Source organism: Streptomyces shenzhenensis, assembly GCF_003688995.1.
Lineage (GTDB): Bacteria > Actinomycetota > Actinomycetes > Streptomycetales > Streptomycetaceae > Streptomyces > Streptomyces shenzhenensis_A.
On the sequence record NZ_PENI01000028.1, the window covers coordinates 93,184 to 113,127 of the forward strand.

At 71.7% G+C, this 19,944-nt stretch carries 19 protein-coding genes; 11 read left to right on the forward strand and 8 right to left on the reverse strand.

Annotation, left to right across the window (positions count from 1 at the left end; genetic code table 11):
- Positions 1–97 precede the first annotated feature (97 nt).
- The 7 genes from CTZ28_RS33555 to CTZ28_RS33585 all read left to right on the forward strand — a co-directional run bounded on the left by CTZ28_RS33555 (position 98) and on the right by CTZ28_RS33585 (position 5,781).
- Positions 98–1,165: an aromatic ring-hydroxylating oxygenase subunit alpha gene (locus CTZ28_RS33555; RefSeq protein WP_121893501.1), complete on the forward strand. Its 1,068-nt coding sequence runs from the start codon at positions 98–100 to the stop codon at positions 1,163–1,165.
- Entirely contained in the window at positions 1,162–1,344 is a 183-nt protein-coding gene (locus CTZ28_RS33560; protein WP_121893502.1) for a hypothetical protein, read from the forward strand. The genes CTZ28_RS33555 and CTZ28_RS33560 overlap by 4 nt, the downstream gene beginning before the upstream one ends.
- On the forward strand, positions 1,341–2,276 hold the full coding sequence (locus tag CTZ28_RS33565) for a PDR/VanB family oxidoreductase (protein ID WP_121893503.1): 936 nt from the start codon (positions 1,341–1,343) through the stop codon (positions 2,274–2,276). The genes CTZ28_RS33560 and CTZ28_RS33565 overlap by 4 nt, the downstream gene beginning before the upstream one ends.
- Before the next feature lie 155 nt (positions 2,277–2,431).
- Entirely contained in the window at positions 2,432–3,397 is a 966-nt protein-coding gene (locus CTZ28_RS33570; RefSeq protein ID WP_121893504.1) for an ABC transporter substrate-binding protein, read from the forward strand.
- Positions 3,394–4,176 carry an ABC transporter permease gene (locus tag CTZ28_RS33575; RefSeq protein WP_121893505.1) on the forward strand — a complete coding sequence of 261 codons (783 nt, stop codon included), beginning with the start codon at positions 3,394–3,396 and terminating at the stop codon, positions 4,174–4,176. Before CTZ28_RS33570 ends, CTZ28_RS33575 begins: the two co-directional genes overlap by 4 nt.
- Complete coding sequence (locus CTZ28_RS33580; protein ID WP_121893506.1) at positions 4,173–4,952, forward strand: ABC transporter permease; 780 nt, start codon at positions 4,173–4,175, stop codon at positions 4,950–4,952. The genes CTZ28_RS33575 and CTZ28_RS33580 overlap by 4 nt, the downstream gene beginning before the upstream one ends.
- Before the next feature lie 19 nt (positions 4,953–4,971).
- Positions 4,972–5,781 carry an ABC transporter ATP-binding protein gene (locus CTZ28_RS33585; protein WP_183154713.1) on the forward strand — a complete coding sequence of 270 codons (810 nt, stop codon included), beginning with the start codon at positions 4,972–4,974 and terminating at the stop codon, positions 5,779–5,781.
- Here CTZ28_RS33585 and CTZ28_RS33590 read toward each other — a convergent pair.
- From CTZ28_RS33590 to CTZ28_RS33620, 7 genes are all read right to left on the reverse strand, one after another.
- Positions 5,750–7,927 carry a discoidin domain-containing protein gene (locus tag CTZ28_RS33590; protein WP_121893507.1) on the reverse strand — a complete coding sequence of 726 codons (2,178 nt, stop codon included), beginning with the start codon at positions 7,925–7,927 and terminating at the stop codon, positions 5,750–5,752. The two genes, CTZ28_RS33585 and CTZ28_RS33590, sit on opposite strands and share 32 nt — an antisense overlap.
- Positions 7,928–7,983: 56 nt before the next feature.
- Positions 7,984–9,606 carry a glycoside hydrolase family 13 protein gene (locus CTZ28_RS33595; protein ID WP_121893508.1) on the reverse strand — a complete coding sequence of 541 codons (1,623 nt, stop codon included), beginning with the start codon at positions 9,604–9,606 and terminating at the stop codon, positions 7,984–7,986.
- Positions 9,607–9,635: 29 nt separating this feature from the next.
- Positions 9,636–10,511 (reverse strand): carbohydrate ABC transporter permease, encoded by an 876-nt coding sequence (locus CTZ28_RS33600; RefSeq protein WP_121893509.1) that lies wholly within the window; start codon positions 10,509–10,511, stop codon positions 9,636–9,638.
- Positions 10,508–11,461: a carbohydrate ABC transporter permease gene (locus CTZ28_RS33605; protein ID WP_121893510.1), complete on the reverse strand. Its 954-nt coding sequence runs from the start codon at positions 11,459–11,461 to the stop codon at positions 10,508–10,510. Before CTZ28_RS33605 ends, CTZ28_RS33600 begins: the two co-directional genes overlap by 4 nt.
- A 4-nt stretch (positions 11,462–11,465) precedes the next feature.
- Positions 11,466–12,818 carry an ABC transporter substrate-binding protein gene (locus CTZ28_RS33610; RefSeq protein ID WP_121893511.1) on the reverse strand — a complete coding sequence of 451 codons (1,353 nt, stop codon included), beginning with the start codon at positions 12,816–12,818 and terminating at the stop codon, positions 11,466–11,468.
- Between the two features lie 119 nt (positions 12,819–12,937).
- The gene (locus tag CTZ28_RS33615) at positions 12,938–13,936 is read right to left on the reverse strand and encodes a LacI family DNA-binding transcriptional regulator (RefSeq protein WP_183154714.1); all 999 of its coding nucleotides are present in this window, start codon (positions 13,934–13,936) and stop codon (positions 12,938–12,940) included.
- Between the two features lie 666 nt (positions 13,937–14,602).
- Complete coding sequence (locus tag CTZ28_RS33620) at positions 14,603–15,274, reverse strand: MmyB family transcriptional regulator (protein ID WP_183154715.1); 672 nt, start codon at positions 15,272–15,274, stop codon at positions 14,603–14,605.
- A 232-nt stretch (positions 15,275–15,506) separates the two neighbouring features.
- Here CTZ28_RS33620 and CTZ28_RS33625 point away from each other — a divergent pair, with 232 nt between their 5' ends.
- From CTZ28_RS33625 to CTZ28_RS33640, 4 genes are all read left to right on the forward strand, one after another.
- Positions 15,507–16,163 carry a helix-turn-helix domain-containing protein gene (locus CTZ28_RS33625; RefSeq protein WP_121893514.1) on the forward strand — a complete coding sequence of 219 codons (657 nt, stop codon included), beginning with the start codon at positions 15,507–15,509 and terminating at the stop codon, positions 16,161–16,163.
- Positions 16,164–16,195: 32 nt separating this feature from the next.
- Entirely contained in the window at positions 16,196–16,744 is a 549-nt protein-coding gene (locus CTZ28_RS33630; RefSeq protein ID WP_121893537.1) for a toxin-antitoxin system, toxin component, read from the forward strand.
- 185 nt (positions 16,745–16,929) lie between these two features.
- Positions 16,930–17,157 carry a hypothetical protein gene (locus tag CTZ28_RS33635; RefSeq protein ID WP_121893515.1) on the forward strand — a complete coding sequence of 76 codons (228 nt, stop codon included), beginning with the start codon at positions 16,930–16,932 and terminating at the stop codon, positions 17,155–17,157.
- A 212-nt stretch (positions 17,158–17,369) separates the two neighbouring features.
- The gene (locus CTZ28_RS33640) at positions 17,370–18,509 is read left to right on the forward strand and encodes an ATP-grasp domain-containing protein (protein ID WP_121893516.1); all 1,140 of its coding nucleotides are present in this window, start codon (positions 17,370–17,372) and stop codon (positions 18,507–18,509) included.
- Between the two features lie 390 nt (positions 18,510–18,899).
- Here the strand turns inward: CTZ28_RS33640 and CTZ28_RS33645 are convergent, their stop codons facing one another.
- Complete coding sequence (locus CTZ28_RS33645) at positions 18,900–19,796, reverse strand: sulfotransferase family protein (RefSeq protein ID WP_259471926.1); 897 nt, start codon at positions 19,794–19,796, stop codon at positions 18,900–18,902.
- Positions 19,797–19,944 lie beyond the last annotated feature (148 nt).

Genomic DNA, 19,944 nt, shown 5'->3' on the forward strand with positions numbered 1-19,944 from the left:
CCCGGTCGAGAACCTTCCGTGGGGCGGAAGCCGTATTGCGTCCCCGTCACGCACTTCCCGACGATGCCGCCATCACCCGATGACGGGAGCCGCAGCCATGCCGCACATGACCGCTTTCGCCAGGAATCAGTGGTACGTCGCCGCCTACCGTCACGAGGTGGGGCGCGCGGGGTTGCTCGGCCGGACCGTCCTCGGTGAGCCGCTCGTCCTCTACCGCACCGAGCGGGAGGGGACCCCGGTCGCCCTGCACGACCGCTGTGTGCACCGGCGTTACCCGCTCTCCGCGAGCCGCCTCGACGGCGACCGCGTGGTGTGCGGCTACCACGGGTTCACCTACGACCCGACCGGCACCTGTGTGTACGTGCCGGGGCAGAAACGCGTCCCGCGCACCGCCCGGGTCGCCGCCTACCCGGTGGCCGAGCGGGACTCGCTGGTGTGGGTGTGGATCGGCGACCCCGCACGGGCCGACCCGGAGACGATTCCGCGGGCCCGGCACCTGGACTCCCCCGGCTGGGTCACCGTGCGCGGCATGGAGCCGATCGACGCCGACTACGGGCTCCTCGTGGACAACCTCCTCGACCTCTCCCACGAGACGTATCTGCACGGCGGTTACATCGGCACCCCGGAGGTCGCGGAGACGCCGATCACCACCGAGGTCGACGAGGGCGCGGGCATCGTACGGGTCAGCCGGCACATGGACGACGCCGCGTGCCCGCCGTTCTACGCCCGGTCCACCGGCATCGAGGGCCGCATCACCCGCCGGCAGGACATCGAGTACCACGCGCCGTGCCTGTACCTGCTGCACAGCCGGATCGCGCCGGTCGGTGCACGGCCCGCGGCGGACGGCGACGGCCCGGACGGTTTCCGCACCGAGATCACCTATGCGATCACGCCGTCGGCGGCGGGCAAGGTGTACGACTTCTGGCTGGTCTCCCGGGACTGGGCGACGGACGACACCGAGGTCACCGAGTTCCTGCGGGACAACAACCATACGGTCGTCAGGCAGGACGTGGACGCGCTCAACCTGCTCCAGCGCACCCTCGGCGGCGAGCGCACCGGGTACCAGGAGCTGAGCATCAACATCGACACCGGCGGTCTCGCCGCCCGCCGTATCCTGGCCCGGCTGGTCGAGGAGGGCGACAAGCCGGTGGAGCGGGTACGGTGACGGGCCGCCCGCCCGGGGCGCCGCGCGAGATCTACCGGATCGACTGGCTGCCCGGCACCGACATCCTGCACGGCATCTGTCACTGCGGCGCCGAGCACACCGCGCAGGACCCGGTCCTGATGTGGGAGTGGATGCTCGGCCACCCGGCCGGGCACCGGCCGCCGAGGACCACCGCATGACCGAGGACGAGCGCGAACTCCTCGTCGAGAGGCGGGAGTTCGCGGCCGACGGCGTGCTGGCGCTCGCCCTGCGCCACCCGCTCGGCGAGCCGCTGCCGGCCTGGGAGCCGGGCGCCCACATCGATCTCGTCCTCGGCCGGGGGCTGGAGCGGCAGTACTCGCTGTGCGGTGACCCGGCGGACCGCGGCACCTGGCGGATCGCGGTGCTGCGGGAACCCGCGGGCCGGGGCGGATCGGCCCGGGTGCACGACGCGTTGGGGCCGGGCGACAGGGTCCGGGTGCGCGGCCCGCGCAACCACTTCGCCCTGCGGCCCGCGCCCCGGTACCGGTTCATCGCGGGCGGCATCGGCATCACCCCGCTCCTGCCGATGCTGGCGGCGGCCGAGGCGGCGGGCGCGCAGTGGACGCTGCTGTACGGCGGCCGCACCCGGGCCGGCATGGCGTTCACCGGGGAACTGGCGCGCTACGGCGACCGGGTGACCCTCGCACCGCAGGACGAGACGGGGCTGCTGGACCTGGGCCCGGTGCTGGACGCCCTGCCCGCGGGCACCCTCGTCTACTGCTGCGGTCCCGGCCCGCTGCTCGACGCGGTCGAGGCGCGCTGCCCGGCGGGCGCACTGCACCTGGAGCGGTTCCGGCCCACGGAGCGACGGGGTGGCGCGGACGGCGGGTTCGAGGTGGTGCTGGCGCGCAGCGGCCGGACGCTGACCGTCCGGCCCGGGGTCTCCGTGCTGGACGCCGTGCGCGCCTCGGGGACCGAGGTGCTGTACTCCTGCGCCGAGGGCACCTGCGGCACCTGCGAGACCGACGTCCTGGAGGGCACCCCGGACCACCGGGACTCGGTGCTCACGGACGCGGAGCGGGACGCGGGCGCAACCATGCTCATCTGTGTGTCCCGGTGCCGCGGGCGGCGGCTCGTGCTGGATCTGTAGGCCCCTCCGCCGCGCGGGTCAGGTCTCAGGAAGCATTGACCCGGGCTTGCGCGGGCTCTACCTTCCGGCTGAGCACCTTGGAACCACGCGCCACTGTGCGCCCCGCGCACAGCCTGTCGGAACGCCGTCGCGCCGTTGTCTGCACAGGAGGAGCCATGCGTCGTCCGCTCGTCGGCCTGGTGGCCGGAAGTCTGCTGGTCGCCGCGACGGCCTGTGGCTCGTCCGGCGGCTCCACGGACAAGGACACCTCGTCGGGCGGGACGACGACCGTCAAGGTCGGGATGATCCCCATCGTCGACGTCGCACCGGTCTATCTGGGGCAGCAGAAGGGCATCTACGCCGAACACGGTCTGAAGCTGTCCATGACGACCGCGCAGGGCGGCGCGGCGATCGTGCCGGGCGTGGTCAGCGGCCAGTTCCAGTTCGGCTTCTCCAACATGACCTCCCTGATGATCGCCCAGTCGCAGAACGTCCCGGTGCAGGCGATCGCCAACGGCGTCGCCTCGACGGGCGTCCCGGGCAAGGACTTCGGCGCGATCGTGGTCGCGCGGGACAGCCCGATCCAGTCGGCCGGGGATCTCGTCGGCAAGAAGGTCGCCGTCAACACGCTGAAGAACATCAACGAGACCGCGGTGCGGGAGTCGGTGCGCAAGGCGGGCGGTGACCCGGACCGGGTGAACTTCGTCGAGCTGGCCTTCGACCAGATGCCGGCCGCCCTGGACGGCGGGCGGATCGACGCGGCCATGGTGGTCGAGCCCGCCCTCGCCACCGTGCTCGGCGACGGCGGCCGGCAGATCGCCTCCGCCATGGTGGACGTCGCGAAGAACCTCACCGTGGCGATGTACTTCACCTCTGTTCCGTACGCGCGGCAGCACCCGGACGTCGTGCGGAAGTTCCAGCAGGCCACGGCCGAGTCCCTGGCCTATGCCGACGCCCATCCGGACGAGGTCCGGCAGACCGTCACCACGTACACCGAGATCCCGGCGGCGGTGCTGGCGAAGGTGACCCTGCCGAAGTGGCCGGCCCGGCCGAACCGCGCCTCGATCGAGGCACTGGAGCAACTCGGCGCGCGGGACGGGCTGTTCAAGACGGCCCCGGACCTGGACAAGCTGCTGCCGTGAGGAGCGGACTCGGGGTGAACGCGGCGCTCGGCGCGGCCGGGCTCGCGGCCTTCCTCGCCCTGGGCGAGGCGGTGCCGCGGCTCGGCCTGGTCAAGGAGGCGTACTTCCCGCCGACCAGCCGGATCGCCGTCGCGCTCGGGGACGAGGTGCGCGACGGCGCGTTCTGGTCGGCGCTCGGCGACACCCTCACCGGCTGGGCGCTGGGCCTGGTGATCGCCGTGGCCGCGGGGATCACGGCGGGCGTGGTCGTCTCCGTCGTCCCGTATCTGCGCGCGGCGACGGCCTCCACCATCGAGTTCCTGCGGCCCATCCCGTCGGTCGCGCTGATCCCGCTGGCCGTGCTGCTCCACGGCACCGGACTCCGCTCGGTCCTGCTGCTGGTGGTGTACGCCGCCTTCTGGCAGGTCCTCGTCCAGACCCTGTACGGCATCCAGGACGTCGACCCGGTCGCCGACGAGACGGCCCGCTCCTACGGCCTGGGCACCTGGGCGCGGATCCGGCATGTGCTGTGGCCGACCGCCCTGCCGTACGTGATGACCGGGGTGCGGCTCGCGGCCTCAGTGGCGCTGATCCTCGCCGTCACCGCCGAACTCGTCATCGGGGCGCCGGGGCTGGGCGCCCGGATCGCGGTCGCCCAGACCTCGCAGGCGGTGCCCGAGATGTACGCGCTGATCGTGGTCACCGGCCTGCTGGGGCTGCTCGTCAACGTGGGGGCGCGCACCGTGGAGCGGCGGGCCCTGGCCTGGCATCAGTCGGTGCGCGGGGAGGTGGCGGTGTGAGGCGGCTGCTGCTGCGGGTGTTCCTCGTCCTCGCCCTGCCCGTGCTGCTCCTGCTGGCCTGGTGGGTGGCGTCCGACGGCAGTACGCAGGTGTACTGGCCGCCGCTGCGGACGATCCTGCGGACCTTCCCGGACGTCTGGACGGGTGAGCGGCTGCGGGCGGACGTGCTGCCCAGCGTGCTGCGGCTCCTGGCGGGCTATGGGACCGCGGCCGTCGCCGGTGTGGCGCTCGGCACGCTCATCGGTTCCCACCGGCGGGTGCGGGCGGTGTGCGAGCCGGTCCTGGAGTTCCTGCGGGCGGTGCCGCCGCCGGTCCTCGTCCCGGTCATCATGCTGTTCGCGGGCATCGGCGACACCATGAAGATCGTGGTGATCGCGAGCGGCTGTGTGTGGCCGGTGCTGCTCAACACGGTGGAGGGCGTGCGCGCGGTGGACCCGGTGATGCTGGACACGGCCCGCTGCTACGGCATCACAGGCCCGGCCCGGCTGCGCCATCTGGTGCTGCGCGGGGCGAGCCCGCAGATCTTCGCGGGGCTGCGCCAGGCGCTGTCCCTCGGCATCATCCTCATGGTCATCAGCGAGATGTTCGCGGCGAGCGACGGCATCGGCTTCACGATCGTCCAGTTCCAGCGTGGCTTCGCCATCCCCGGCATGTGGACCGGGATCCTCGTCCTCGGTCTGCTCGGTTTCCTCCTGTCCGTCGTCTTCCGGTTAGTGGAGCGGCGGGTGCTCGACTGGTACCACGGTCTGCGCGCCTCGGCCCGGCGCTCGCCGTGACTTCACGAAGGGGCGGTCCATGCTCGACGTACGCGGTCTCCGCAAGGTCTACGAGGGCTCCGGGCGCCGGGTGGAGGCGGTGCGGGACCTCAGCCTCACCGTGGAGGCGGGTGAACTCGTCTGTCTCGTCGGCCCGTCGGGCTGCGGCAAGACCACCCTGTTGAAGTGCGTGGGCGGGCTGCTGACGGCCACGGCAGGCGAGGTGCTGCTGGAGGGGCGGCGGGTGACGGGGCCGCCGCCCGGGATGGCGTTCGTGTTCCAGGAGTACGGGCGCAGCCTGTTCCCCTGGCTGCGGGTGGGCGCCAACGTCGAACTGCCCCTGAAGCAGAAGGGCCTGGCCGGGGCGCGGCGCCGGGAGCTGGTCGCGGACGCGTTGGAGTCGGTGGGGCTCGCGGACGCGGCCGGGGCGTATCCGTGGCAGCTGTCGGGCGGGATGCAGCAGCGGGTCGCGATCGCCCGCGCGCTGGCCTACGAGCCCCGGGTCCTGCTGATGGACGAGCCGTTCGCCGCGGTCGACGCCCAGACCCGGGCCGATCTGGAGGATCTGGTGCGCGGGCTGTGGCGGGAGCGCGGGATGACGATCCTGTTCGTCACGCACGACATCGACGAGGCCGTGTACCTGGGTGAGCGGGTGGTGGTTCTGTCGGCGTCGCCGACGGTCGTACGGGAGCAGCTGAAGGTCGATCTGCCGGCGTCCCGGGACCAGTTGCACACCCGGGTGGCCCCGCGCTTCGCCGAGCTGCGGACCCATGTGTACGAGCAGATCCAGGCGGCGAAGCGCGGGGCACCGGCCCGTGTCACGGCGTCAGATAGGCCTCCACCTCACTGAACTGACCTGCGGGCCAGCCGGTGTTGGCGCTGACGGTCAGCCGCAGGTGGCGCAGGCTGGTGCCGCTTGGCAGGGAGACGGTGGCCGTGTTGCCGGTGGCCGGGTCGAAGCGGTAGCCCTGTGCGCCGACCACCGTGGTGTAGTTCTGGCCGTCGGTGCTGCCGAGCACGGTGATGGTCTGGGTGCGTGCGCCCCAGGCCGTGGACGGCGGCAGCTTCAGCACCAGGCGGCGCACCGCCTCGGCGGAGCCGAGGTCGACCGTCAGGGACTGCGGGAAGGCGTTGTTGGCCGACTCCCAGTAGCTGTCGGCATCGCCGTCCACCGCCTTGCCGGGTGTGTAGACGTCCACGGAGCCGGTGGCGTCGGCGGGGCGGCCCTTGGCCAGGTTGCGGGCCGGGTCGGGGTCCGGGTTGCCCTGGCCCGGCTGGGGCCAGCTGGCGCAGTCCGACCAGGTGCTGTTCCAGCCGGAGTTGCCGCCGCCGTCGGTGAGGGTGAAGGAGCCGGACCCGGCCGGGTAGGGGCAGTTGTAGAGGCCGGCGGCGCCCACCGCGGTGGCGGTGACGTTGCGGAAGGTGGCGGCGCCCTGGGCCTCGGCCTGGACGACGACGGTTCCGGTGTTGCGCACCGTCGCGCCGTCCACGGTGACGTTCCGGACCGGGTGGCCCTGGCCGCCGCCGGAGACGAACTCGAAGGCGCTGTAGGGGCTGTCGGTGATGGTGGTGTCGGTGATGGCGACGGTCGCGTTGATGGCGCTGTCGTACGAGTCGACGCGCAGCGCGCCCATCGGGTGGTTCCAGTTGGGGTTCATGGCGCCGGTGCGCACGAGGGTGTTGCCGTCGACGGTGATGGTGCCGGCCAGCGGGGAGAAGGGGTCGAGGAACTTCTGGTTGGAGATCGCGATGCCGCTGCCGAGGGCGTTGGTGTCGGAGATCAGGTTGTTCTTCACGGCGATGTCCGTGCCGCCGTAGACGGCGATGCCGTTGGCGAGGTTGGGCTGGGAGATGGTGTTGTTCTCGAAGCTGCTGTCGGTGTCCGGCGCGTACAGCGACCACATGGCGAGCGCGTCGTCGCCCTGGTTGCGCAGGAAGTTGTTGCGGACCCGGACACCCCTGGCGTTGCCGTTGAGGTTGAGGCCGTCGGCGGTGGTGTCGAGGATGCGGTTGTTCTCGACGACCAGGTTGTCGTTGGTGCCCATCAGCCAGAGGCCGACCTTGACGTGCTGGATCCACATGCCGGACACCGAACTGTTCGGCCCCAGCGACCCGTTGACGAAGTTGTCGGGGCTGGAGTCGACGCGTTCGGTGACCTCGCCGATGACCGCGAAGTCCTTGATGTGGACGTTTCCCGAGGAGCTGGACTGGTCGATGAAGCGGGAGGTGTGCAGGACGGAGTGCCAGCTGCCGGCGCCCTGGAGGGTCACGTTCTGCACGCCGCCGAGCGACGAGGTCAGCCGGTAGTCGCCCGGCGGGATCCAGACCACTCCGCCCTGCGCGGCGGCGATGGCGTCCCGGAAGGCCTGGGTGGAGTCGCCGTTGCCGCTGGGGTCGGCGCCCTTGGAGGTGACGGAGACCGACCCGGCGGGCTGGGTGGCCGCGGCGGCCACCTGCTCGAAGTCGGCGACGTCCACGGTGACCTGGGTGCCCGTCGACTGGAAGGCGATCGTGTCGCCCGCCTGTACGTTCTGGCCGAGCAGGAGGCGGGCGTTGTCGAAGAAGTGGTGGGTCCTGGCGCCCGGGATCCAGCCGGTGTCGACGTAGGAGTACTTGGCGGTGACCGTGAGGGTCTTCGCCAGTCTCTGCCCGTTGACGTACACGTCGAGGGTGCCGGACTGGCCGTCCGGGACGCTGTAGGCGACGTTCACCGCGTTGGCCGCGCGCGGCACGGTGAACTCGACGCGCTGGCCCGAGGTGAGCCGGACGGCCTGACGTCCGGAGGCCTCGGAGGCGAGGGTGCCCTGGGTGTGGTCAGGGCCGATCCTGGTGCCGGTGGTGGTCGCCGACTCGGCCTCGATCGAGGTGAAGGGCAGGGTGGCGCCCGCCGCCGCGTGCGCGGACGGCGCGAGGGTGACGAGCATGCCGGCCGCGAGGGCGACGGCCGCGCCGATGGCTGGCATGCGCCTGACAGATCTGCGGGTGCTGCTGAGCATGTGCTGATCCCTTCGTGGTGGGGGTGCGGGGATAGCAGGGGTGGTGCGGCGGCGGTTCAGGCGCGCAGCCAGGCCGCCGTGTCCTGGGGCAGCCGGCCCGCGTCGTCCAGGGGGCCGCTGCTGAGCAGGAGTTCACTGTGCGCGGGGAGGCCGACGGGGGCCGCGGCGAGGTTCACCACACAGCCGGCGCCCCGCGCGCGGGTGAAGGCGAGCACGCCCTCGGGGGCGGGCAGCCAGGTCAGCGGGCCGTCGCCGAAGGCGGCACGCAGCCGGATCGCCGCGCGGTAGAGGGCGAGCATCGAGCCGGGGTCCTCCGCCTGTACGTCGGCCGCGTAGTCCGCCCAGCCGGCCGGCTGCGGCAGCCACGGTTCCTCACGGGAGCCGAAACCGGCGTACGGCGCCTCGGCCACCCAGGGCAGCGGGACCCGGCAGCCGTCCCGGCCGGGGTCGGTGCCGCCCGAACGGGAGTACATCGGGTCCTGGATGCGGTCGACGGGGATGTCCGCCTCGGGCAGGCCGAGTTCCTCGCCCTGGTAGACGTAGACCGCGCCGGGCAGGGCCAGGGACAGCAGGGCGGCGGCGCGGGCGCGCCGGGTGCCGAGCGCGAGGTCGGTCGGGGTGCCGAAGGCCTTGGCGGCGAAGTCGAAGCCGGTGTCCGCGCGGCCGTAGCGGGTGACGGTGCGGGTCACGTCGTGGTTGCACAGCACCCAGGTGGCGGGGGCGCCCACCGGGGCGTGCTCGGCGAGCGTCGTGTCGATCGAGGCCCGCAGCCGTCCGGCGTCCCAGGGGCAGGACAGGAAGGAGAAATTGAAGGCGGTGTGGAGCTCGTCGGGGCGCAGGTAGCGGGCGAAGCGCTCGGGGTCGGGCAGCCACACCTCGCCGACGAAGACGCCGTCGTAGGCGTCGGCCACGGACCGCCAGGAGCGGTAGATGTCGTGGAGTTCGTCGCGGTCGACGAACGGGTTGGGGTCCCGACCGGGCACGAAATCCGGCAGCGCGGGGTCCTTGGCGAGCAAGGCGGCCGAGTCGATGCGGACGCCCGCGACTCCGCGCTCGAACCAGAAGCGCAGGATGTCCTCGTGTTCCTGACGGACCACCGGATGGGCCCAGTTGAGGTCGGGCTGCTCGGGCGTGAACAGGTGCAGGTACCAGTCGCCGTCGGCCAGCCGGGTCCACACGGGCTCGGTGGAGCCGACGAACTGCGACGGCCAGTCGTTGGGCGGGAGTTCACCGTGCTCTCCCCCAAGCTCTCCCCGCCGTCCGGGCCGGAAGTGGAACAGCTCGCGCTCGGGGCTGCCGGGACCGGCGGCGAGCGCGGCCCGGAACCAGGGGTGCTGGTCGGAGACATGGTTCGGTACGACGTCGACGATGGTGCGGATGCCCAGTTCCCGGGCCTCCGCGATCAGTTTCTCCGCCTCCGCGAGGGTCCCGAAGGCCGGGTCGACGGCCCGGTAGTCGGCGACGTCGTAGCCGCCGTCCTTCATCGGTGACAGGTACCACGGGTTGAACCACAGTGCGTCCACGCCGAGTTCGGCGAGGTAGGGGAGCTTCGCGCGGACGCCCGCGAGGTCGCCGGTGCCGTCCCCGTCGCCGTCCGCGAAACTGCGCACGTAGACCTGGTAGATGACGGCGGTGCGCCACCAGTCGGTCTGCTCGCGGGCATGGGTGGGCTCTCCCACAATGCGTGCCTTTCTGTCGAGGGGCCGGGTCAGCCCTTGGCGCTGCCGGCGCTGATCCCGGCGATGATGTGCCGCTGGAAGACGAGGAACAGGGCGACCATCGGGATGCTGGCGATCACCATGGCCGCGATCAGCACGGTCAGCTGGATGTTCGCCGACAGCTGGACCAGGGCCACGCTGATCGGCTGCTTGTCGGTGTCGGAGAAGACCATCAGCGGCCACAGGAAGTCCTGCCACACGGCGACCAGCGCGAAGATCGAGACCACGCCGAGGACCGGCCGGGACATGGGCAGCACGATCGACCACAGGATGCGCAGCTTTCCCGCGCCGTCGATCTCGGCGGCCTCCAGCACGTCCCGCGGGAGCTGGTCGAAGAACCGCTTGAGGAGGTAGAGGTTGAAGGCGTTGGCGACGGCCGGCAGCCAGATCGCGAGCGGGTCGTTGAGCAGGTTCGTGTGGATCAGCGGCAGATCGGCGACCGTCAGGTACTTCGGTACGACCAGGGCCTGGGCCGGGACCATCAGGGTGGCCAGGATGCCGCCGAGGACCACCTTGCCGAAGGCGGGTCGCAGCCTGGACAGGGCGTAGGCGGCGGCCGTGCACAGCACCAGCTGGAACGCCCAGGCTCCGGCGGCCTGCACCACCGTGTTCCACAGGTGCCGCGGGAGCTGCATGAGGTCCCAGGCGTCGGTGAAGCCGTCGGTGTGCCAGCGCTCCGGGACGAGGGTGGGCGGGGTCCGCGCCACCTCGTCCGGCGACTTCATCGCGCCGGTCACCATCCAGTAGACCGGGAAGAGGAAGGCGAGCGCGAAGAGCAGGACGACACCGGTGAACACGGTCCAGTAGGCGGCCTTGCCGCGCGGGCGTGCCAGGACGGACGGGGAGACGAGGGTCCGGGTGCTCATGTGTCCCCCTCCGAGCGGGTGAGCCGGAGATAGCCGGCGGAGAACGCGCCGAGCAGGACCAGGAGCAGCACGCTGAGCGCGCAGGCCCCGCCGAAGTCGTTGTAGAGGAAGGCGTACTTGTAGATCAGGTACAGGACGGTGACCGTGGCGTTCTCCGGGCCGCCGCCCGTGATGACGAACGGCTCCGTGAACACCTGCATGGTGGCGATGATCTGAAGGAGCATCAGCATGAGGATGACGAACCGGGTCTGCGGGATCGTCACGTGCCGCACGCGCTGGAGGAGGTTCGCGCCGTCCAGTTCGGCCGCCTCGTACAGTTCGCCGGGGATGGACTGGAGCGCGGCCAGGTAGATCAGCACGGTGCCGCCCAGGTTGGCCCAGGTCGCCACGATCACCAGGGAGACCAGGGCGGTGTCGGCGCCGTTGGACCAGTCGGAGGTGGGCAGGTGCAGCGAGCGCAGCGCCTCGTTGGCGAGGCCGGCCCCCGGGTCGTAGAACCACTTCCACAGCAGGGCGCTGACCACCGGCGGGATCATCACCGGCAGATAGACCACGACCCGGAAGAAGGCCCTGGCGTGCCGCAGTTCGTTGAGCACCAGGGCGAGGACGAAGGGGATCGCGAAGCCGATGAGCAGGGCCAGCAGGGTGAAGGTGAGCGTGTTGCGCCAGGCCGCCGCGAACTCCGGGTCGTGCAGGACGCGGGTGAAGTTGGCGGTGCCGACCCACTCGGGCGGGGAGCCCGGTGTGTACTTCTGGAAGGCGATCACGACCGCGCGGATCGCCGGGTACCAGGAGAACAGGGCGAAGCAGACGAGGCCGCCGAGGAGGAATCCATAGGCCTGGAGCTGGTCACGCAGGCGGCGCCGCCCCCGGCCCCCTACCGGGGGCGGCGCCGGAACGGGGCGTACGGCGATCGCCGGGGCCGTTCGCCGCGCTGCCGTCCTGGTCATCGCGTCAGCTCCGGGCCAGAATGCCGTCGATCTTGCCGGAGGCGTCCTTCAGGAGCTGGTCGATGTTCGCGTCCTTCTTGGTGAGGACGGCGGAGACGACCCCGTCGAGGACGGAGTAGATCTGCTGGGCGCCGGGCGGCTCGATCTTCATCCGGAGGTTCTGGTTGCCGTCGAGGAACGCCTGGTAGTTCTCCACGGGGACGTTGGCGTCGGCCTTCTTGGCCTCCTGGTCCTCGGCGTCGGCGGCGCCGGTGAACAGGCGCGGCTCCGGCAGGCCGACCGGGGCGTCGTGCTTCCTGGCGCGGGAGTAGTCGCCGAGGAAGCCGGAGCCGGGGGTGAGGAACATGTGGTCGAGCCACTTGAGGCCGGCCCGGATCTGTTCGGGGGTGGCCTTCTTGTTGACCATGTAGCCGTCGCCGCCGATGAGTGTGGCCTTGCCGCCCGGCATCGGGGCGAGCGCCAGGTCCTTGTAGTCGCCGCCCTTCTCCTTGACCAGGATCGGGATGTTGTCGGGGGCGGCGAGGTACATGCCGAGCTTGCCTGAGCCCATCATCTGCTGCGCGTCGTTGATGATGAGGAGCTGTTTGCTGCCCATCGAATTGTCGGTCCAGCGCATGTCGTGCAGGTTCTGCAGGACGGCGCGGCCCTCAGGGGTGTCGACGGTGGCCTTCGTGCCGTCGGCGCTGACGACGTCGCCGCCCTGGGCGTACAGCTCGGCGGTGAAGTGCCAGCCGCCCTGGTTCTGGGCGCTGTAGTCGGCGTAGCCGACGGTGCCGCCGCCGAGCGCCGCGATCTTCTTGGCGTCGGCGCGGACCTCCTCCCAGGTCGTCGGCGGCTTGTCGGGGTCGAGACCCGCCCTCTCGAAGAGCGTGCGGTTGTAGATCAGGCCCATCGAGTAGCCGGTGCGCGGGATGCCGTAGATCCTCCCGTCGACGGTGTAGATGTCGCGCAGCTGCTGCTGGATGGTCCCGTAGCTCTTCAGCTCCTTGACGTACGGGGTGAGGTCGGCGGCCTGGCCGATGCCCACGACGTGCCTGACGTCGGTGAAGTAGGTGTAGAAGACGTCCTCCATCTGGCCGCCGGCCAGCTTGGCGTCGAACGTCTTCGGGTCCTGGCAGGGGAAGGCGTCGTGCGCGACGACGTCGATGTCCGGGTTCTGCTTCTCGAAGGAGGCGATGTCCTCCTCGAAGAACTTCCGGTCGACCTTGGCGCTCCTGGGCGGCTCGCAGTTGACGGTGATGCGGGTCTTGCCGCCGGCCGACTCGTCGTCGGACGACCCGCAGGCCGCGGCGGCGAGGGCAAGGGAGGAACAGACGCCGATCGCGACAAACGTGCGGCGGAAGCCGGTGCTTGACATCGGTGGACCCCTCTGGACAGGAGCTGTGGGCGCCGCACACTCAAGCACCGGCGCCATTCATCCGCAAGATGTCGCGCAGAATCTGTAATTATTCGACAGCGGGTGGGATCTACTGGATCTCAGCCACGCGGTGCTTGCGCGGTGGAGCCGCGGACCACCAGTTCCGGCTCGAAGAGCAGCTCGTCGGGCGGTACGGAGGTGCCGCCGATCTGCGCGTTGAGCAGCTCGACCGCGGCCCTGCCCATCGACTCGATGGGCTGGCGGACCGTGGTGAGCGGCGGTTCCGTGCAGTTCATCAGCGCGGAGTCGTCGTAGCCCACGACGGAGATCTGCGCGGGCACGTCGAGTCCTTTGCGTCGGGCGGCCCGTACGACGCCCAGCGCGAGCGGGTCGCTGGCGCAGATGAAGCCGGTGACCCCGCGGTCGATCAGCTTGGCGCCGGCCGCGTGCCCGCCCTCGATGGAGAAGATCGCCCGGGAAACGCGGTCGTCGGGCAGCTCGCCCGCGACGGCGCGGGCCGCCGCCAGCTTCCGCGCCGACGGCACATGGTCGCCGGGGCCGAGCACCAGCCCGATCCGCTCGTGTCCGAGGGAGGCCAGATGCCGCCAGGCCTGCTCGACGGCGACCGCGTCGTCGCACGACACCCCGGGGAAACCGAGGTCCTCGATGGCCGCGTTGACGAGCACCACCGGGATGTTGCGGTCGGCGAGCTGCCGGTAGTGGTCGTGCGGCGCGTCCGCCTGGGCGTACAGACCGCCGGCGAACACGACGCCGGAGACCTGCTGTTGCAGCAGCAGCTCCACATAGTCCGCCTCGGAGACCCCGCCCTTGGTCTGGGTGCACAGCACCGGGGTGAGCCCGAGCTGGGCCAGCGCGCCCCCGATGGCCTCGGCGAACGCCGGGAAGATGGGGTTCTGCAGTTCGGGCAGGACCAGGCCCACGAGCCGGGCGCGTTCGCCGCGCAGCTGGGTGGGCCGCTCGTAGCCGAGCACGTCGAGGGCGGACAGCACCGCCTGCCGGGTGGCCTCGGAGACTCCGGGCTTGCTGTTGAGCACCCGGCTGACCGTGGCCTCGCTGACCCCGACCTTCTTGGCCACTTCCGCAAGTCGTCGCGTCATGGCCGCAAGGGTAGCGCAAGTTATGCAAGCTGCTTGCGTAAACGGGGGGCCGGTGGCTGCCCGGGGCGGTGCGGCGGAACGCGGCTCGTGGTGTGCCGCTGGTGCGGGTCGTCGCCACGGACCGAACGGAAGCACGGCAGACCCACCCGCCCGGCGAAAGCCCGCGGCCGGGTCGCGGTCTCCCCGGACCCGGCCCGTCCAGCCGGATCCCGCGGGCGCAGCCGGAGCGGGCATGGGCGGAGGGTGCGGCCGGGACGCAGCTCGTGACGTGCCGCTGGTGCGGGTCGTCGCCACGGGCTGGGCAGGACCCACGGCGGACCCGCCCGGCCGGTGAACGCCCGCGGCCGGGTCACGGTCTCCCCGGACCCGGCCCGTCCAGCCGGATCCCGCGGGCGCGGCCGGAGCGGGCGCGGGCGGAGGGTGCGGCCGGGACGCGGCTCGTGGTGTGCCGCTGGTGCCGGTCGTCGCCACGGACCGAACGGAAGCACGGCAGACCCGGCCCGTCCGGCCGGATCCCGCGGGCGCAGCCGGAGCGGGCACGGGCGGAGGGTGCGGCGGGACGCGGCTCGTGGTGTGCCGCTGGTGCAGGTCGTCGTCACGGGCTGGGCGGGACCCACGGCGGACCCGCCCGGCGCCGTCGGCGACCTGAACGCCGGCGGTGCCGGGTCAGGGCTCCGGGGTGGGTACGACGGTCAGATGGGTGGCCGCGCCACGGGTGCGGCGCGGGCGGCGCGCGGTGCCCCCCGGGCGGCGGGTGTCGCGCAGGACGAGCGTGAGACGGGTGTAGCCGAGTTCCCGGAGGGTCTTCGGGGTGTCGTCCACGATCCGGCAGTCGGTGGCGCCCCAGCGCGGGTCCGGGTGCAGCAGCGGGCGGACGGCGCCGTCGTGCTCGGCGGCGCCCTCACCGACCGCGCGGATCCAGTGCGGCAGGCCCTGCCGGAAGGCGGCCTCCATGATCGGGTCCTGGGCGATCTCCCGGCGGATCGCCTGGAGTCCGTGGTCGTGCGCGTGCCGGTCAAGGGCGCGCTTGAACTGGGCCAGCATCGGCAGGCCCCAGCTCGACTCGTGCTCCCCGAGGACCGTGGCCGCGTCGGGGTGGAACAGGACGAACCGGAGGAAGTTGTCACCGGGCATGGCCGTGGGATGCGGGCCGATCCCCCGGAAGAGCGCCGCGAACGCGCCGTTGGCGAGGACCACGTCCCAGCGGTGGTCGACGACGAGGGACGGGAACGGGACCGATTCCAGGAGCGTGGCGTAGTCCCGGAGGTACGCCTGGGCCTCGCGGCCCTCGGGGACCGGCCGCGGCGCCGGCCGCTGCCCACCTGCCTGATGTGCCATCGGGAGGTCACCCCTCTTGCCTATGCGGCCTTCACGCGGCGATGTGATCCTGCTGCCCAGACGACAGCCATGTCAACTATCGTGGCATTTCATGCCCGTTGACGGCTGAAATTGGCCACAATTGTGGCGAGACCTGGCTGCGGGTTCGCGGCACGGGCTACTCTCCGGGAAGTTCACGGCAATCTCTGGTGGCAGGGCACTGAATCCCTTGAGAGACGTAGGAGTTCTGTCGGTGACGGATGGCTACGAGGATCCGGGCGCCGCGGCGACCGCCCAGCTGCCGGCCGTCGTCGCCCGCGTCACCGCGCTCGCCGACCGGCTCGGCGTGCCGCACCTCGAAATCTTCGACGTCGGGCGGCTCTCCGTCGCCTGCGGCGTCCCCGAGCCCGTCGTCAGGGTCCTGCTGAGCGGCCGGCCCGCGGGCGAACCCGATGTGCAGTCCCGCTTCCTGCAACGCCTCGACCTGTTGCGCCGCACCCGGCTCAAGCCCACCGGACGCAAGTACACCCAGCAGGAGATCGCGGACGGCGCGGGCATGTCCCGGCAGCAGGCCGGCGCCCTCATCAACGGCGACCGGCGGCCCACCATGGAGCACTGCGACGCCCTGCAGCGCTTCTTCCGGGTGCACGCCGGATTCCTCACCGCGGAGGACCCCGAGGCCGTCGCGGGAGCGCTCCAGCGCACCGAGCAGGAGCTGCTGCAGAAGCTCGCCGACCGCGAGCGGGAAGCCGCCGCGGTCGCCGCGGACCCGTTGGAACGGCTGCTGCAGGACCATGGCGTGCGGGGCATCGCCTGGCGCGCCGCGCAGCTGCCCACCGACCAGCACCGGGACAAGGTCGCCGAGTGGCTGGACATGCTCCTGGAGAGCGTCAAGCGGCCCGAGTCGTGAACCGGGGGAGGAACGTGGGCATCGGCAAGGACATGCGGCGGTTGTGCGGGGCGCTGCTCGGAGAACTGACACTGCCCACGCCTGCCCGCCCGCGGGAACTTTACACCGCGCTGTGCGACGCGATGAGCCGCCGCCGCGGCCGTCCCGTCCACTTCCGTACGGCCGTCTTCCCGACCGGCACGGCCAGCGGGCTGTGGCTGGACATGACGGACCAGGACCTCATCGTGATCGAGGAACGCACCGCGCCCGACCACCAGTTGGTGATACTGGGCCATGAGCTGTGGCATATGAAGGCCGGGCACCGCGGCCACCCCGTCGACGGTGTGCCCGTGGCCGCGCGGCTGCTCGGCGAGGGCCTCGGCGACGCCGACCGGGCCGCCCTCCAGGCGGCGGTGCACCGGGTCGCCGCGCGCACCCGCTTCGACCTCCACGACGAGCGCGAGGCCGAGGCATTCGGCCTTCTCCTCGCCAGCAAGTGCCGTACGTGGCTGGCCGGTTCCGCCCTGCGCGGCCCCGTGCAACGGGACCACCTGGCGGGCCGGATCGAGGCGTCCCTGGGCTACCGCGGCCCCCAGGGCTGACCGCCGCGCCGGCCCGCCCGCAGCGGGTCTCACCGAGGTTCCCGCTCGGCCGAGCGGGCGACAACAGGTGCGGACGGGCGGCGTTGTCAGTGCCGGGCGGCAAGCTGGAGGGGCGCCGCCTTCACGCGCGGCGTACGCGCCGTCCCGGCGCGTGACCGCAGAGCCGACCCGGGGAGAGCCGACCGATGCCCACCGCCGTTCTGACCGACCGCGAGCGCACCGCCGTACAGGCCTATCTGCGACTGCTCCAGACGGTGCGCGCGGCCTTCGACGGCCCACCGGACGGCGGTGGGCCGGTCCTGGTCCCTCCCCTTGTGCTCGCCGAGGCGGAACAGGCGATGGCGGACGCGGGGCTCGTGGGCAACGAGGACGCCTTCTTCCGGCTGCTGCACACCTGGTGCCCGCGGCCCTGACGGGCGGCGGAGCCCGGGGAGCGCAAGAACCGACACCCGGCATCAGGCAATCCGTAACACGCACGTTGCAGAGGGGCCTCCGGGAAGCCGTATGATCGCCCCAACACCACCGCCACGATCTCCTTTCCCAGAGCGGTTCGGTGTCCCTCCGACCACCTTGCCCGGGCACGGGCCGCTGAGCCCTGCCCGGAAACCCCCGAAAGGCGGCCTGCATGCTCTCTCGCGTACGCGTCTGGCTCAACCGCACGTACGCGGAGAACGTGTTCTTCATGGATCAGCTGCGCAGAAATCCGAGCGACCGCGCGGTCGAGATCCATGCCACCCACGGGGACGCCGACTCACCCGTGCTGGCCGCCGCCGACACCGCCGATCTCGAACCGGAGGGCCTGTCCCCGGCCGCGTACGTCGAGTACGCGCTGGACCAGTGCGCACGGCGCGGCATCGATGTGTTCGTGCCCCGGCTGCACCAGGGGGCGATCGTGGCGCACCGCGCCGAGTTCGAGGCGGCCGGTACGGCGCTGCTGGCGCCTACGCCGCAGGCGATCGCCGTCTTCGAGGACAAGGTGACCGCGTACGAGGCGGTCCACTCGGTGGGGGTGCCGGTGCCGCCGTTCCGGCGGGTCCGGACGGCCGACGAACTCATCGCGGCCGTCGAGGAGTTGGAGGCGGGTGGGCACAAGGCGTGCTTCAAGCCGGCCAGCGGCGCCGGTGGGGTGGGCTTCCGCGTGATCACCCGCAGCCCGTTCTCGCTGCTGCATCTCGGCGGGTTCCCGGGGCCCTATGTCCAGCTGGACCTGGTCGTTTCGGCGCTCCGCCGGGCCGACCAACCGGTGGACTGGCTGGTGATGCCGCGCCTGGAGCAGCCGGAGGTGTCCGTGGACTGCCTGACCGGTCCGGACAACCGGGTCCGGCTGGCCGTCGGGCGCACCAAGAACGGCCGCCGCCGCGGGTTCACGCTCCACGAGCAGTGGCTGGAGCCGGCCCGGCTGATCGCCGAGGGCTTCGGGCTGCACCATCTGTCCAACATCCAGTTCCGGATGTACGGCGACCGGCCGGTGCTGCTCGACGTCAACACGCGTCCCGCCGGGGGGCTGTACCAGCTGTCCCTGTGCGGGATCAACGCCCCCTGGGCTGCGGTGCAGTTGGCGCTCGGGGAGGACCCGGGTGAGATCGTGCCGCCGTTCCTGGGGCAGGACTACACGGTGGTGTCGGGGCCGCGGCCCGTACGGGCTGCCTTGCCGGCGGCTCAGCAGCGGGCTGAGGTGGCCGAGCCGGCGTTGCCTCCCGCGCCCGCGCCCGCGCCTGCGCCTGCGGCGCCTGTGGAGAGCGCGGGTCAGGCTCTGCGCCTTTAGCTCCGCTGGGTGGGCGGTGGCGTCCGTGGCTGGGTCATCAGCTTCGTCGGCGCCTGCGGCAGCATGTGGCTGAGCGCGCAGTTCCCCGCGCCCCTTACGGGGCACGGTCCCGCTGCACCTTCTTGAACAGCGTGAGATGGAGCGCCAGCTGCGGGTGCATCGTGGCTGAGCGCGCAGTTCCCCGCGCCCCTTGCGGGGCTCGACCTCCGCTGCACGTTCTTGAACACCGCGAGATGGGGGCATCAGCTCCGTCAGCGGCCGCGGGTGCGTTGTGGTTGAGCGCGCAGTTCCCCGCGCCCCTTACGGGGCACGGTTCCGCTGTACCTTCTTGAACAGGCCGCGCCCCTTGCGGGGCACGAGCCCCCTGCGCCTTCTTGAACACCGCGAGGACTAGTGGGGGTAGCCCCAGGTTTTGGCTATTTCTGTTAGGCGGGGGGGTAGGGGCAGGGTCGGGTCGGGTGGGCGGGCCGTGTGGATGCGGCCTGACTTGATCTCCTCGCTCCAGTCGCCGAGCTGGGGGCGGAACGTGCCGTGGTCCTGTTCGCCGTAGTCGAGCATCCCGCGCTCCCAGGGCACCCCGAGATAGGCGCACACGCCGCGGGTGACCTGTTCCGGGTCGGCGGTGAGGTCCTCGTAGGTGATCACATGGCCGTCGAGCCGGCGGCGGGCCTCTTCCAGCTTCTCGGTGTAGTTCAGGACCTCGGCACGTATCGCCTCGTGGTCCGGGTTCGTGCGCCGGTTGGTCAGGGACTGGATGACCGCACCCGGGTGGCGCAGCAGCACGAGGTAGCGGGCGTTGGGCCAACATCGGTGCAGGCGTGGCCAGATGAGGGTGTTGGGCGGGGTCTTGTCGACGATGACGTCCTTGCCGCTGCGGGTCAGCTCCAGGTGCAGCAGCCGGTCCCAGAGCACATGCTCCAGCTCCTGCCGGTCGAGGGACAGCTCCTTCATGGCGGCCGCGGTGAAAGTCCGCGAGAGCTGGACGTGGACCGTGCGCAGATGCATCTCGTGCGGTGCCCGGATGCGGCTGTGGCTGTTGAGCAGCACCCTGAGCAGGGTCGAGCCGGAGCGCACCGAGGAGAGCACGAACACCGGTGACTCCACGAGGCGCGGGGCGGGCGGGGCCACGTAACCGCCCGTGTCCTTGCCGGCGCCGTCCTTGCCGGGGGCCCGGCGTTGGGCCGGCATCGCGTCGAGGGTGCGGCGGGGCGGGCTCACCGCCTGTGCCATGAGCCTCCCCCGGCGCTTCAGCCCCTTGCCGATCGCGGACAGACGCGGGTCTCGCACGGTGCCACCTTTCTCTCTTCCGGTCCCCGCATCTCAGGGGCGGCAGGCGAATTCCAGGTGACGCACAGGCGAACCACCGTGGTCACGGCGGCTGGAACACCCGCCGTGACCAGGTGGCTTACCGGTTTCTTAATTCTTCATGGGAAGC